At 67.9% G+C, this 14,414-nt stretch carries 11 protein-coding genes; 5 read left to right on the top strand and 6 right to left on the bottom strand.

The features are described from left to right. Positions 1 to 175: 175 nt before the first annotated feature. The gene (locus tag DWQ67_RS11980; RefSeq protein ID WP_121485846.1) at positions 176 to 2,209 is read right to left on the bottom strand and encodes an HNH endonuclease signature motif containing protein; all 2,034 of its coding nucleotides are present in this window, start codon (positions 2,207 to 2,209) and stop codon (positions 176 to 178) included. A gap of 583 nt (positions 2,210 to 2,792) precedes the next feature. Here DWQ67_RS11980 and DWQ67_RS11975 point away from each other — a divergent pair. The 4 genes from DWQ67_RS11975 to DWQ67_RS11960 are packed head-to-tail and all read left to right on the top strand — an operon-like array spanning position 2,793 to position 7,757. Further along, a complete protein-coding gene (locus DWQ67_RS11975; RefSeq protein ID WP_121485845.1) occupies positions 2,793 to 4,082 on the top strand; it encodes a hypothetical protein in 1,290 nt (429 codons plus the stop codon). Positions 4,083 to 4,130: 48 nt separating this feature from the next. Then, a complete protein-coding gene (gene zapE, locus DWQ67_RS11970) occupies positions 4,131 to 5,156 on the top strand; it encodes an AFG1/ZapE family ATPase (protein WP_158595450.1) in 1,026 nt (341 codons plus the stop codon). Between the two features lie 47 nt (positions 5,157 to 5,203). Next, positions 5,204 to 5,659 carry a VOC family protein gene (locus DWQ67_RS11965; RefSeq protein ID WP_121485843.1) on the top strand — a complete coding sequence of 152 codons (456 nt, stop codon included), beginning with the start codon at positions 5,204 to 5,206 and terminating at the stop codon, positions 5,657 to 5,659. Positions 5,660 to 5,696: 37 nt separating this feature from the next. After that, positions 5,697 to 7,757 (top strand): S9 family peptidase, encoded by a 2,061-nt coding sequence (locus DWQ67_RS11960; protein WP_121485842.1) that lies wholly within the window; start codon positions 5,697 to 5,699, stop codon positions 7,755 to 7,757. A 44-nt stretch (positions 7,758 to 7,801) separates the two neighbouring features. Here DWQ67_RS11960 and DWQ67_RS11955 read toward each other — a convergent pair whose 3' ends face one another. After that, a complete protein-coding gene (locus DWQ67_RS11955; protein WP_233556074.1) occupies positions 7,802 to 8,584 on the bottom strand; it encodes an SOS response-associated peptidase in 783 nt (260 codons plus the stop codon). 60 nt (positions 8,585 to 8,644) lie between these two features. Further along, positions 8,645 to 9,373 carry a lipoyl protein ligase domain-containing protein gene (locus tag DWQ67_RS11950; protein WP_121485840.1) on the bottom strand — a complete coding sequence of 243 codons (729 nt, stop codon included), beginning with the start codon at positions 9,371 to 9,373 and terminating at the stop codon, positions 8,645 to 8,647. A gap of 63 nt (positions 9,374 to 9,436) precedes the next feature. Between DWQ67_RS11950 and DWQ67_RS11945 the strand changes: the two genes are divergently transcribed. Then, positions 9,437 to 10,078: a uridine kinase gene (locus tag DWQ67_RS11945; RefSeq protein WP_233556073.1), complete on the top strand. Its 642-nt coding sequence runs from the start codon at positions 9,437 to 9,439 to the stop codon at positions 10,076 to 10,078. A gap of 6 nt (positions 10,079 to 10,084) precedes the next feature. On the opposite strand, the gene DWQ67_RS11940 is transcribed toward DWQ67_RS11945, so the two are convergent. The 3 genes from DWQ67_RS11940 to DWQ67_RS11930 form a co-directional block, all read right to left on the bottom strand. Continuing rightward, positions 10,085 to 12,427, bottom strand: a complete 2,343-nt coding sequence (locus tag DWQ67_RS11940) for an N-acetylmuramoyl-L-alanine amidase (protein ID WP_121485838.1) — start codon at positions 12,425 to 12,427, stop codon at positions 10,085 to 10,087. Between the two features lie 89 nt (positions 12,428 to 12,516). Next, a complete protein-coding gene (locus DWQ67_RS11935) occupies positions 12,517 to 13,353 on the bottom strand; it encodes a thioesterase family protein (RefSeq protein WP_121485853.1) in 837 nt (278 codons plus the stop codon). Between the two features lie 10 nt (positions 13,354 to 13,363). After that, positions 13,364 to 14,155, bottom strand: coding sequence for a hypothetical protein (locus tag DWQ67_RS11930; protein ID WP_121485837.1), 792 nt, complete (start codon positions 14,153 to 14,155; stop codon positions 13,364 to 13,366). Between the last annotated feature and the right edge of the window lie 259 nt (positions 14,156 to 14,414).

The raw sequence follows: 14,414 nt of genomic DNA, 5'->3' as shown, positions 1-14,414 counted from the left end.
ACGTCTGGCGCACCAAGCACTACCGCGTCGCAGAACCCTGCAACAAAAACAACACCGCCCCCGGCTGCACCCCCAACGGGTAACCCCAAATCATCACGGCGAACCGGTGCGCCCCATCGTCCGAATCTCTCGTGTATCGGTCTTTCGGGCCTGGGTTAACGGTCAGCGGTAGTGGTCAGCGACGGCGTTGGCGGGTGGTCCAGGAGCTGACGACGGTCCAGGGGCGCCGGGCCGCCCCTCCGGGAGCCGCCCCCGCCCCGGGCGCACCAGGGTTGGCCGGCCGTATCGCGGCGGGCTCGGTGGCGGCTTCCACGACCAGGCGCCCCAGGTGCACCTCGTGGTGGTGGAAGTTGCACAGCAGCACGGCATGATCCACGTCGGTGGGTCCGCCCTCATTCCACGGAATCACATGGTGGGCCTCGCACCACCCCGGAGGCGCACCGCAACCGGGAGCCTTGCAATGCCGATCACGGACCATCAACGCCCTGCGCTGGTGAACACTAAAGTGACGCCTGGTCCTACCCAGTTTCAGTGGCAGGCCCGCCTCGTCGGTGAGCATGAACTGCACATCGGCGCTACACAACATGCTCATGACTTGGGACACGGGAACCGCCACGTCCGACCGGGCGACCCTCGCGAACCGTTCATCCACCAGTGTTTGAGGATCAATCCCAGTCATCGTGCCCAGCCCGCGCGCCGGCGCAGAAGATGCACGTGGTGGAGGTTGAGGTAGCTGCGTGGGTGGGGGTGGTGAAGATGCCACGGCCTGCACCGGCGATTGTTCTGGTGGCGGCGCCCCGAAGGGGGCGCGCATTCCTTCAAAGGGATTGGGCGGTTCCATCCGATCCGGCGGCCCGCCCCACCCCTGACCCGCCGAACGCAGATCCGCAAACACATCCACGCCGACGGCCGGACCATCAGCCCCGGCTCGTTGGCCTGCACCCCGGTCGGCGGTCGCCACAGGTGCAGCGGTCAGAACCGGGCGGGGAGTGGCGGCGGACGGCTGGGCGGTGGGCTGCTGGGCGGTGGCGGCGTGGAGGAAAGCGTGAAGGGCCGGCAGGGTCGCGGTCACCAGCAGCGTGGGAGCGGCGCCGTGGTTAGTGGGAGCGTTCCCGGAGCTGGCATGAGCGGCGAACAAAGAGGCCAGGGCGTCGAAGGCCCTCTGGTCCATGGTGCGAGAGTCCTCCCCCGCCTCCACGTCCGGTCCGGCGCCCATCTCGCCCGTCTCGCCCATGCCAAGGAGTTCCCCTTGCCCGGTCGGCTCGCTGCGGCCCACGTTGTCAGGGCTTGAGCCTGGCATGGGGTCAGGCGTGTGGTCTGGGGCTGGTTCCTTCCGGCGGGGTGAGGTGTAGGCATCCAGCACGGCGCGGATCGCAGCACCTTCCAGCTCCGGGGCGAACCCTGTCATCCTCCACCCACCACCGCGGGCCATGCTGATCTTGAACGATCGAGCCTTCACCTGCTTCTCGTAATCCGGCTCCACCCCATCGGGGTCAATCGCGTTAGCCCACGCCCTAGCGACCTGAGCCAGTGCTGCGCTCTCCAGGCGTCGACCACCCCACGGGTCAGCGGCGAACTCCACCCCGGCCTCACACCCAAACCCCGGCTCACCCTCCACCGGGAGCACCCGCCCGCCACTGGCCTGAGCCACGAGCGCGGCCTCGGCGAACTCCAGCATCCCCGCCACCGCTTCGGGGTTATCGGACGTGTCAGGCACCTCCTGCGGCAGTTCCCGGTGAATGGTCAACGCCTGCTCGGCGGAGACCTCCCCGGCCTCCAACCCCCGCGCAATCCCCGGCCGCAACGGCGCCAACACCCCGGCGGAGAAACCATTGCGCGGTGTGACGGCTCCGGCCACGGAGATCCACCCCTGCGCCGTCGGGGCAGGGACCCCAAAGAGTTGCATCAACAGCGCCTTAGACCCGCGCGCCCCCACCCGGTGAGCCAACGAGTCCGGACCGGCCCTGCCCACGCCGCCGTTCAAACCCTCAGACCTAGACACCACAGCAGCAGCGGCACGCACCCGCAAAGCATCCATCACCACCGAAAGCTGAGCCAACTCACCCAGCACCGCCACCACCTCAGCATCGCTGGCCTCTTCAACCCACCGCGCCGAGTCAGGCAACACCGTGCCCCGCAGCACCCCGACCACACCCGCCAGGGCCCCGGCGGCAGCCCCCGACCCCGACCCCTCGTAACTCTGATCCACGACCGCTCACCTCCCCAGGCGACTGGCGTTCCCCCTTGAACACCTCAAGCGTCTCGTGACCCCCTGACACTTTGCTCCGCTTTTGAACCGTTTTCGGCCAGATCCACCAAAGAATATTTCAGACCCATAGAAACAGGGTTTATCCACAGGCCCCGTCCCTCACAGGCCACCCACGTGTTAACCCGCTCGGATGAGATATGTCCAAGGGCCGGCATCGCCTCAAAACTCCACCACCACCTAAGTGGCGGTGAGCGTCTCGCGCGCGTGCAGGTTCTCCACAGATGCCGCCCCCAGAGACAACAGCGGCACAAACACAAGCGACTCGAAATACGGAATCTCACCATGCACTGCACCAGCTTCAGCGAAAAGTTCTGGAGTTGATCGCATCAAGCACAAAAGAGAGCCAGAAGCGCTCCTGCAGCCCAAAACCGCCTCAGCCGCCCCGTGATCATGACCGGAATCGATGTGCCGTCACCGTGGGTGTTGCCAAGCCAATCGCCCACCCCGGCCGAGTACAGCGTCGATTCAATGACATTCGTGGCCTTGACGGGTGCCGGACGATGCCCGTTAAATAGGCGCCCAGATGACAGGCCCCCTCAGTTTCCCGCTCAAAGCGGCTTGGCGCGCCTTGCCGCTCATCGTCGCGGGCTTTATTCCACAATTCACGTCCCTGCTCGTCATCGCCGTCGCGGTGTCCTCCTCCCCGGACGGAATCCCCGGCCTGCTCGGCTTTGCGGCCTCCCTGTTTTCCCTGTCTGTTATCGGCACCATCGGCGTGAGCATCTGCACCATCACTGCCCTGGTCCGCGCCCGCACCGAACACCGGGGCAAGCCCTCCCCCGCGATCCTGGGCTCGGTGATCCAGCGGAATCTTGCCTACGCCAACACCTTTTCCCTGCTCGCGCTGGTCGGCTCAGCCCTGGCCCTCTGCCTCTTGGTCGCCACGAACCCCGAGATGCAAGGGGTCGCAGTCGCCTACTGCGTCGCGCTCTTGCCGGGCATCCTCTGTTCGCCCCACAGTGCCGTCATCAACGGCGCCTATCAGTACCTGGATAGAAACCGAGAAAACCTCTCTGCCACGGCGTCCTTTGGACTGATCTATTGCGCCTCAGGGATCTTCCTGCTCACAGCGAACCTGCCAATTCTGCTTGCCCTGACCCTCTTTGGCCTCTCGCAGTCTTGTGGAACTGTGGCGATTCTCGCCCTTCGCGTCATGCGACTGCGCCGCCATGTTGGTTCCCCCTTCCTCACGGCCCGTCTGCGGTGGGACGCGCAAGGAATCTGGGACCGACTCTCCGCTTCCCTCGACGGTGCCGTCTTCATGATCGTCTTTCTCGTGGTTCAGTCCGCCGCGACCACGATCAGCCCGGACACAGGCGACGCCATTGCCGTCGCCATTGCCTTCGCCCGCCTGGTGGCTGTTCCGCTCAAGCAAGTGGGCATCACCTACGGCCGGCTAGCTGTCTCAACCCACAGGCCCCTCACGCCCGGGCGGAGCCTGATAGAGCTCTTCCTTGCCGCCTCCCCCTATCTCTCTGCCGCCCTTCTCGGCATGCTGGGGTACGCGCTCTGGAGCGGCCCCATCGGCGGTAGTCTTCTGCTCACCTTGATGATCGCGGCCCAGATCATCATCGAGCCAGCGGCCGGCGTCCTGTTTGGCTACTTGAAATTGGCCGTGAGCCCCCGCGCCGGGCTGTTGGGCCTGCTCCTGGTGTACTTCGTCGCTGTCCCTGCACTCCTCTTTTTCCTGATCCAGGCGGGAGCAACGGCCGGCATCATCTGGGCGGGTCTCCTGGGGGCCAGGCTGCTGTTCGCGGCCTCCAACGTCGTTTCCCTACGCACCAACAACTCGCCGCGACACGCCCCCAGGTGAGCCCGCCCCCTGGTCCGCAGGCCCCCCGCACTGCGCAAGAATGACCTTGTGAGCCCGAACAACCACCACGCACCTGTATCCGCCGCAACGCCGCAGGCCATCTGGGCCACCATCACCCCGCAGACGCTCCTTTCAGCGGCTCAACGGGCCGGCCACGCCCTGGACTCGGACCAGCTCCAAGCGGTTGCGGCCTTGGGCGCGGGGCACCGGCGCGGCGTCTACCTGCACGGCGCGGTGGGGCGCGGAAAGTCGTGGTTGGCGGATCGGTTGTTTGCGGCCGTGGACGCCCCCAAGCGCCGCCTCCACGTGCATGGTTTCCTGGCGGATCTGAGCCGCCAAATGGTCCGGGAGCACCTGCCGCTCCCGGACGCGGTCAGGGCCATGCTGGGCGACGCGCGTTTCCTGCTCTTGGACGAGTTCCACGTCCATGACATCGCTGACGCGATCATGCTGCGCCGCACCGTCACCACGCTCCTCGACGCGGACGTGGCCGTCCTGATGACCTCCAACTACCCGCCGCAGCGCCTGTTGCCTGACCCCACCTTCCACGACGCCGTCCTGCCGGCTATCGAGGCGATCCTGACGCACCTGGACATCATCGAGTTGGGTGGCGAGCACGATTATCGTCCCCACAGCGCCCATAGCGCCGGCTTCGCGTCCGGCACTTGGACTGCGATCCCCGCGGCGACGCAGAACACCCTGCCCGACGCCGCGGCGTCGGGCACTGAGGTCAGCGTCGCCTTGAGCAACACCCGGGTGCTGCGCGCCAGCGCCGCGGAGGAGGGCGGCCGCCTGCGGGTGCACTGGAACGAGCTGTGCGCCAGCCCGCTCTCGGTCAACGATTACCTGACGTTGGCCGCACGCTTTAGCCGCTGGGAGTTGGTGGGTGTGCCGGCTCCGGAACGGATGAGCGCGGACCCGTTCCAGCGCCTGGCGTACCTGCTAGATGTCCTGGTGGATGCCGACTTGGCGCTGCACGTTGAGGCCTCCACCGACCGCGCCGCCTTCGCCGCGGCGGACAATCTACCCAGGGACGCCAACCGGCTCCTGAGCCGCCTGAGCCTGCTGGCCTGACCAGTGGGCCCACGCAAACTGTCAGGGCAACGGTTTAGCGTGGCGTCATGAGCCAGCCAGCGCAGTTCCCCCAGCAACCCGGCCCCTCCATCACCGCCCTCACGCTTGGCGTGCGGGACGTTGAGGCGTCCCTTGCCTTCTACGAAAAGGGCCTGGGGTATCGCCGCATGCATCATGTGCCAGGAGAAATTGCCTTTGTGCAGATCTCCCCCGGCGTCATGCTCTCGCTGTGGAACCTCACTTCCATGCCCAGCGAATACGGTGACGTGGGCTTTGGAACGCAGGCACCCCCGCTCTCCCTGGGGCACAACGCGGCGAGCCCTGCGGAGGTTTTTGCGCTGACGGACCAGGCCCTGGAGGCCGGCGCCACGCTCGTCACGGAGCCCAGCACGCGCTCCTGGGGCGGCACCAGCGCCTGCGTCGCGGATCCGGACGGGTTCCGGATCGATTTTGTCCACAACCCCACCTTTTCGCTGCTGGCCGACGGCACCGTCACCGTGTGACGTGAAACAAACCGTTCACAGTGGCAGGATGTGTGACATGACCCACTCCAGCATCTCGCAGCTCCTCGCCGCCACGCGCCTGAACGGCCTGCTCTCCACCCGCGGTGGTCGCGTGGTCGCCCAGATCTCCCGCCCCAATTCCCCAGGCAACGCCTACGTCAGCTCGCTCGTCGAACTGACCGATGACACGGCGGTGCCCTTGACCCGCGGGAACGCCTCCGTGGGTGCGGCGGCCCTGGGTGAGGACGGCACCACGTACTTCACCTCCAAGCGCGTGGGCACGGACGGCAAGGAGGCGGACGACGCCCAGCTGTGGGCCCTGCCCACCCGCGGCGAGGCCCGTGAACTTGCGTCCCGCCCGGGCGGCTTTGGCTCTCTCCACCTGGCAGGTACCACGCTCGTAGCCGAGCTATCCGTGCACTCCCAGGCCACCAACGAGGCCGAGCATAAGAAGCTGACCGCGGAGCGAGGCGAGGCCAAGGTCTCCGCGATCTTGCACGATGACTTCCCCACGCGCTACTGGGACGCCGACCTGGGTCCGGCCCGCGGCGTCCTGGCCGTGGCGCAGTTGCCACGGGACCTCTCCATCGCGCAACCCACCCCGGCGCCCGGCACTGACAAGGCTGACAAGACTGGCAAGGCTGACGAGGACGCCATGAAGCAGCTGCTGCACTTCAGCTACGTCACCATGCCCCCGGGCCGCCTGACGTCCTGGCACGCTGACGCGAGCGGCCGCCGGGCACTGGTCAGCATGACCGAGTCCACGGACGAACTGCTCGGCTTCACCAACCTCTACCTGGTAGATCTGAGCAACGCCACCGAGCCGCGCCTGATCAGGGCCGCCACGGCGGACTACGAGTACTCCTCCGGCCCCATCAGCCCGGACGGCACGCGGGCCCTGGTGGGACGCGAGGGCGTGTGGACAGAAACCGCCTCCGTCACAAGCAAGGCGCAGGTGCTGGACCTGGACACGGGCGAGTGCACGCCGCTGTGGCCCCAGCACGATTTTTGGGTGCGCGCGGAGTGGGCGGATGACGCCACCGTGGTCGCCATCAGCGACGACCACGGGCGCGGATCTGTGTGGCTGGGAGACATCAACGACGCCGCGCCCAAGCGCATCGCCGGCGGCCCCGGCCAGGACCTGAGCTTCAGCCAAGCCACGCAGGCGGGCGAGCGGATCGTGGCACTGGCCTCTGGCATCGCGGTGGCGCCTCACCCGGTGAGCATCGCCGCCAACGGGACGCTGAACGCCAAGGTCACGGAGCTGCCCAACCCGGCAGACGCCGTCGAGCAGGTGGGCACCCTCCGCGAGGTGGAGGCCGTCGCCGAAGACGGCACGCCGCTGCGCGCCTGGCTGCGCGTCCCGGAGGGAGAGGGCCCGCACCCCCTGGTGGTCTTTGCCCACGGCGGCCCGTGGGGCTCCTGGAACGCCTTCACCTATCGCTGGCACCCTAATCCCTTTGTTGCTGCCGGCTATGCGGTTCTGCTCCCGGACCCCGCCATCTCCACCGGCTACGGCCAGGCCATGATTGACCGCGGCCAGCACCAGCTGGGAGGCACGCCGTACACGGACATCCTGGCGCTCACGGACGCCGCCCTGACCTCCCCGGACCTGGACTCCGAGCGCACGGCCTTTGCCGGCGGCAGCTACGGCGGCTACATGGCCAACTGGGTGGCTGGCCACACCGGGGATCGCTTCAAGTGCATCGTCACGCACGCCTCGTTGTGGGACACCGAATCCATGGGTCGCACCACGGACAATTCCGGCTGGGACAAGCCCATGCGCTCCCAGAACGGGCTGTACAACCCGCAGCTCTTTGCCAGCGACATCGTGGCGCCCGTGCTCGTCATCCACGGCGACAAGGACTACCGCGTCCCCATCTCCCAGGGGCACGCGCTCTGGTATGACCTGCTCACCTTCTCCGCCACACCGCTGGATGAGGAGGGGCGCACCCAGCACCGCTTCCTGTACTACCCGGACGAGGCCCACTGGGTGCAGGGGCTTGGGAACGCGCGGGTCTGGTACCAGACCGTCCTAGGGTTCCTGAATCAGCACGTCAACGGCACGGAGCCGGAGCGCACGGCCACGCTGGGCTAGTAGGGAGGCGGGCTAGCAGGGAGGTGGGCTAGCAGAGAGGTGGGCTAAAACAACGCGTCCACCGGCTCCATCAGCTCCGGGCCGTTGTTGCGCACATTGCCTACCGCGGAACCCACCTGGTGCATGGTCCACCCGGAGGCCGCCTGGTACGCCTCGGAGCGCACGCGCTCCACGAGCGGCCCGGCGTCCTTGTCGGCGGGGTTCAGCCAGGAGTCGACGGCGTCGGGGCCGGCAAGCGGGATGGGCAGTCGGTCATGCAGGCGGCCCAGTTCCCCGAGCACGCCGCCCTCCTCCGGGGAGGGGGAAGCCATGGTGAGGATGCTGCAAGAGAGCACCCACTGCCCGGCCTCCCCCTCCGCCACGGTGGGGTCCTTCCACCACTCGTAGAGCCCTGCGAAGGCGATGGGTGCGCCGTCCTCACGATGAACAAAGAATGGGGTCTTGGCGCCCTTGGGTCCGTTCGGGGACAGCCACTCGTAGTAGCCATCCACCGGCACCACGCAGCGCTTGGACTTCACGGCCGAGCGAAAACTGGGCTTCTCCAGCACCGTCTCGCTGCGCGCATTGAAGGTGCGGGAGGAGAAGGAGGCCTCCTTGGCCCAGATGGGCAACAGGCCCCAGCGGGCCACGTGCAGCTCCCGGCGGATCTGCCCGGCCTCGGCGGCCTCGGCGGCCTCGGCGGCCTCGGCGGCCTCGGCGGCCTCGGCGGCCTCCTCCCCCGCGGGGACCAACCGCTCCAGCACGATCGGCACATCCGTGGTGGGAGCCACGTTGTAGTTGGGACGCAGCAGGGTCTCCTCGGGATCCCAGGCGTCAAAGTCATCCATCAGATCTCCCGCGGCGCGCGCCACTACATACCGTCCACACATGCGCCCCAGCGTGGCACATCAGCCCCGCGTTCGGTAGCCCGCCTGCGCCCACGTGTGCAACAGGGCCTCGGCCACTGCCTCCGGGTGCAAGCAGGCCCGCTCCTGTGCTGGCACCAGATCCTCCGCGGCGCCGACCGTTCCCGGGTCCAGCGGCAGCCCCAGCGCGTCGTACACATCGGTGGTGACCTCGCGCAGCGGCTCCGAATCGGTCACCACCACCACGGAGGTGAAGAGCCAGGCGCCGGCCACCACGCGTTGGGCGGTCCCTACCAGCTTCACGGGCGCCCCTCCCTCGGTCGGGACGCCGTGCACCGAATACTCCCCCGGGCAGTACTCCCCGGGGATCTCCCCGACCCCGGCCTGCACCCCGAGCGAGCGCAGCGCGGCGGCGAAGAGCTCCCCAAATTCCTGGAAACGCCCATGGTGGCCTCGCATCGCCTCGGTGGAGGGCTGAATCTGATCCACGATCAGAGTGCCAGGGTGATAGGCCGCAGCACGCCCGCCTGCCGCCCTGACCACCGGAGCGAACCCGGCTTGCGCGCTCAGCCTCCGCGCGTCGTCGAACCCCGGAAGGCGCGTATCGCGCTGACCAAAGGCCAGGGTGGGGGCCGGCCGGTAGATCCGTAGTAGCGGCGGGCGGCGGCCTGCCGCGACGTCCCTCAACAGCCCGACCCCGCGTTCCAAGTCGGCGGCGGGGTCGGCGGAGGCGTGCTCGCGCAGCAAAGTCAGGACGGTCGGATCACTCACGCATCAGATGCTACGTCCACCTCAACTCTAGGCTGGCACCGTGGGTGTGGAATGATGCAGGGCGTGTCAGATCCCGCGCTGCCCCAGACCCCGGCCCCCCTCATCCTGCTTGGCGGCGCCTCCGGCTCCGGCAAGAGTTACTTGGCCGCGCGCTACGGGTCCCCGCACCTCTCCCTGGATGATTTTTACCGTGAGGCTAGCGAGGACAAGACGGCGCCGCTGCCGCGCACCAGCTACGGCCAGATCGACTGGGATCACCCGGGTACCTGGAACCAGGACGCGTCCGTGGCCGGCATTCGCCAGCTGCTGGAGACGGGCGAGACCTCCGTGCCCAACTACTCCATCGCGGACAGCGCCTACTTTGGCCGCCGAAGGTTGCGCTGGGACGGCAACGCCGGCGGCGGGGTCGCGGCACCCATCGTGGCGGAGGGCATCTTTGCCGCTGAGGCCCTGCGGGCGCTGCGCGCCGCGGGCGTTGCGGTGGACGCGTATTACGTGGACCACCCCCGCGTGATCACGGCACTGGCGCGCTTTGCCCGGGATGTGCGGGAGCACCGCAAGCCGTTGCCCTTCCTGCTGCAGCGCGGCGTGGCCCTCTTGAGGGCCGATCCGGAGGTGCGACGGCGGCACTTGGAGGCGGGATTCGTCCCGCTTTCCAAGCGCCGCCTCAAGCGCGCGCTGGCCGCGGCCAACTCCACCCGGTAGGCCAGCTCAGCGCGCGGTCACCGCCGCGTAGGAGGAGGGTGAGCCGCCGCGCCCAAACACGCTCACGGCCCGGACGCGCACCCGCACGGTTTCCTTGGACTTCTGCTTCACGGTGATGGTGGTGGCCGTGGTGGTGGCCTGGGCCCTCCACGCCCCACTCAGTTTTTTGCCGGGCGCGGCGCGGTCCACCTCCACCACGTACTTGGCGGCCTCCTTGTTGGCGTTCCACGCATAGCGCCCGTTGCTCGGAGTGGCCTTGAGGCTGACCCGGCTTGGGCCAGCGGCGCGGAAGGGTTGCGAGGCCACCTTGAAGGTGGGACGCGCTGCGGAGAGGTCTCGCACGGTGACGGGCTGTGTGCTGCTCAGCGTGAGCACGATGTCCGCGGACGCGCGGGAGGGCAGGTTCAGGTTGCGCTGTTGCACGGCCTTGGAGGCGGCAAACTTCATGGTGCCGATGCTCTTCCCACCCTGCTTCACCGTGAAGCTGGCGCCCTTGGGGGCGCTGGCCAGGACCCTGAGGATGTCCCCGCCGGTGGATCGCTTGATGGTGAGCGTGGCGCCCTTGGTCTTGCTGCTCCAGCCGGCGTTGTTTGAGGTCCCGGACAGCTTGGGCACGGACGCAAACTTGGCTGCAGCCAGGTCCGCCTTCCCGGTCCCGACGGGGCGGGTGGCCTGCGTGAAGCGGGTGACGGGCCCGGGGCGGCCTTGAGCATCGATGGCCCGGACGCCCACCACGGCGGTGCGTCCAGCCTTCACCGTGTACGCGGTGGACAGCGCCGTGGTGGTTGCCCCGGCCTCCCAATAATCGGTGCCTGCCCAGGCGCCCTGCTGCGAGGACTCGCGCACCATGAGCTGATACCTGCTGGCGTAGGCCACGCGCTTCCATTTCAGAGCCAGCACCCCGTTGACCGTGACGGGCTTGTTGGCCGAATACGCCGCAGCCGGCACCACGGCCCGCACCGGTGAACCCGCCACCCCGTGCTTCGCGTTGGCGGCGGCAATGTCCGCGGCCACATTCTTGCGCAGCGCGGGGAGCTTGGACATGATGTTGCGCCCAGGGCACGCCGTGTTGTTGGTCTGGCGGTGGGGCAGGATCACGGGCACCTTCACCGTGGTCCCATTCTTGTACCTGGAGGTGGAGGTGCCAGAGACCCGCGCCGTGAGCGAGGTTGTCCCTTGCGCGTTGAGCCCGTGGGCGTAACCCTTCCACGCCAGCACCTTGCGCAGCGCGGTCATGCCAGCGCTACTGGGCTTGGCGGTCTCATAGTTGCCGAGCATGGAAACGCCGATGGTGCTCGTATTGAAGCCGCCAGCCTGTGTGCCGAGCACCAGATCATCCATGGAGCCCTTGCGGCCCTCGTAGATGGTTCCGTACTTGTCGATCAGGAAGTGGTAGCCAATGTCGCCCCAGTCAAGGGAACGCGTGTGGTAGAGGTAAAAGGAGCGCACGGCCTGCGCGGCCTGGGCGCGCGTGTAGTTGTTGGAGCTCGCCGTGTGGTGCACGTACATGGCCTTCAGGCTCTGCGAACGCACCTTGCTTGGATTGGCGTACTTCTCTTGCGCTCCCCACTGCGCACGGGTCACCACGCCCTTGGGACGCAGGGCGTCGCCCGCCACGGAGAGCGGGCGGGTGGCGGCCGGTTGGCTGTGCGCCACCGTCCTGCCCGACGCCGCGGTGCCGGCTTCCGGCGCCGCAGCAGTGCCGCCGTTGATCAGGTCCACGCGCACGTCCTGCGGCGCGTCACCTGAGGCGGTGATCACCCGGGCCTGGACGGCGTCCGCACCGAGCGTCAGCAGGGGCTCGGTGCCGTCCCGCCCGCCCTGGGCGCGCACGGAGGAATCCTCCACGGAGGGCACCTCTAGATCACTCCAGGCGGTCCACTTACCCTGCTCGCGGACCCTGATGGAGGCCTCTACCACCGTGACCCCGGCGGTGTACTTCCATGTGATGCCGGCGGCCGTGAAGGTGCCTGCACTGCGCTCGGGGGTGAGCACCGCGAGGTCCTTGGGGGCCACGTCCGGGGCAGACGTGCTGGCCGCGGCGCCACCCTGGCGTTGCTCTGGAGCCACGGCACCATCCAGCGCCGCGTCCTTGCGAACGGCGGACCCGGAGACTCCCTCCGCCGGGACGGAGACCACCTTCTCGCCGCTCACTCGTGCGGCGGGTGCCGGGCGTGACGTCTGCGCCGCATCGGCAGACGGCACTGCCACGGCGGACGGCACTGCCACGGGTGAGGCAGAGGCGAGCGGGGCGGTCAGCGAGATGGCCGCCACCGCCGCCACGGTGACCGTCGCAGCCCGCGCGGCCACGCGCCGTCGGGCAGGGAAAAAGGAGGAGGTCAGGGGCATCGGGGGGTCCTCTGTGAGTGCGCCAAAAAACAGCTAATGGCAAAGGATAGCAACCACAATCCCCGAAGCGGTATACGGCGCTTACTGAACTAATTACTGGACTTGGGCATTGGCCTAATCGTCAGAATCTGTTCCGCGCGTCCAAACGGACCCTTGGCATCGTGCAGCACGGAAGAGGTGAGCCCCACGCCGTCCGCGCCGACGCTCTGCATGGTCTCGTACCCCAGCCACTGCCCCTGAGGCTCGCGGAAGAGATGGATCTGCAGGTCAACGTTGGGAAAGAGCCACTCGCTGGGATGCAACGCCTGGGAAATGCCATTGGCCGTGTCCACCATGCCCAACAGCTTGACCACGTCCGCGGTGTCCTCCCCCGCGACCATGGGCAAAGAGTTGGTCAGCCAGGCGCGTGCGTGACCCGGCGTGGATTCCGGGTCCCGCCGACCGTCCAGGGAGCCGATGTAGCCGCCGCCCCACAGGCCACCCATCTCCCACGGAGCCGTCTGGTCCGGGCCGGGAATGCCGGGCTCCTGCACGGCCTCGATCGCTGCGGTGTCGCCGGTCTGCAAGCGCCACCCGCGGGCGATGATGCTGGTGCGGCCATGTGCCTCCAGCACCGATTCCACCAGCTCGATGGTGCGCCCCGGGCGCACCATGCGTGTGGTCACGGTGAATTCCCCACCGGGGATAAAGCCAATGATGTCCAGCGACAAACGAACCAGACGGACTCCCTCGCGTGCCTGGAAAGCGAGCATCTCGTGCGTCAGAACACCCGTCGCCGGGGCCATGTGCTGCTCCCCCACGTTCCACGCGCCCTGGGCGTGAATCGTAGAGCGGTAGGTCGCCGTATCGCCGTCGCGAGAGAGGAACTGGTAGTACGCCTGCCCTTCGCCGAGGTCGGCGGGCAGCTGATCGGGAGAGGGAGCCATGCGGGCCACGTTACCCGGACTGACCGCCCCGCGCCGCCGTGACACCCGGGGCCTTGGTGGCAGGCCGACCCGCGCCCTGAACCGCGGCCCTGCCCGGAGATTTCGCCTGCGTTGGCGCGGAACCGTCATCCGCGCCGTCGGGCGCTGAAGCCGGTGTCTCAGCTGGCAGAGCGATGCTCTCGCGCCAGGTCCCGTACTTGACGCAGAGCGCCTCGGCGAGCTCGCCGTTGCCGCGGTCGGTGCGCACGCGCATCACCCCATCCGGGCCCTGCAGGCTGAGGTAGCCGGAGGAGGCAAAGCTGAGATCTTCCCAGGCCGAGTGCCAGCGTCGCCGACCGCCGGGGTCAAAACCGGTCACCCCCTCCGCGTCAAAGAGCATCCGGCTCACATCGGTGTCCGTATCCACCGGAAGGGTGATGGGCAATTCACTGCCCTCGTAAGGCTCAAGGTAGGCGAAGAGCACCACCTGGTGCAGCTCCGGTGCATTGACCGAGCGGCGCGAATAACGAGCCACCCGCATGGGCACGCTCTTGCGCTCGCCCTGCCCCGTGGAGACGGAGACGCTGACCTCCGTGCCGACCTCGTACTCCTTCTTAAACCAGGAGAGGGCGGCCTTGTGCTGGACCTTCACGGGCTCGGTGCGCAGGTACGGCTGCCCGCCCAGGGCCTCGGTGGTGATTTCCACATCCAAGGTGGCCCGGCGTCGACGACGGCGCAACACGATGGAAGCAATCGCAAAGATCACCAGGATGACCACCACAGTCCCCACACCGACGGCGCTCCACGTGAGCAGCTGGTCCATTCCCGGGCCTTCCCCTTGCACTGCGTGGGGCGGCCATGATGGCGCCTCTCCCCTTGAGGGAACGCTAACAAGCTCAGGCGTGCGGCGCATCGGTAGTGGCCGGTTTGTGTTCCATCCGTGACTGTCTGTGGGGTGAATTCCAGATCTCAGCGTCATGACGCGGGGGCTAGCGGACGTGAAGTGGGCCGGGATTCGTGATCGGATGGAGGCACGGCGCCCCGGTGCCGGTTGAACGATGAGTGCTTTACCTCTTCCTAGA

It is taken from the genome of Galactobacter caseinivorans (assembly GCF_003640665.1).
Classification (GTDB): Bacteria; Actinomycetota; Actinomycetes; order Actinomycetales; family Micrococcaceae; genus Galactobacter; species Galactobacter caseinivorans.
Note: the sequence above shows the minus strand (reverse complement) of the source record. Positions and strands in the feature narration are given on the sequence as shown.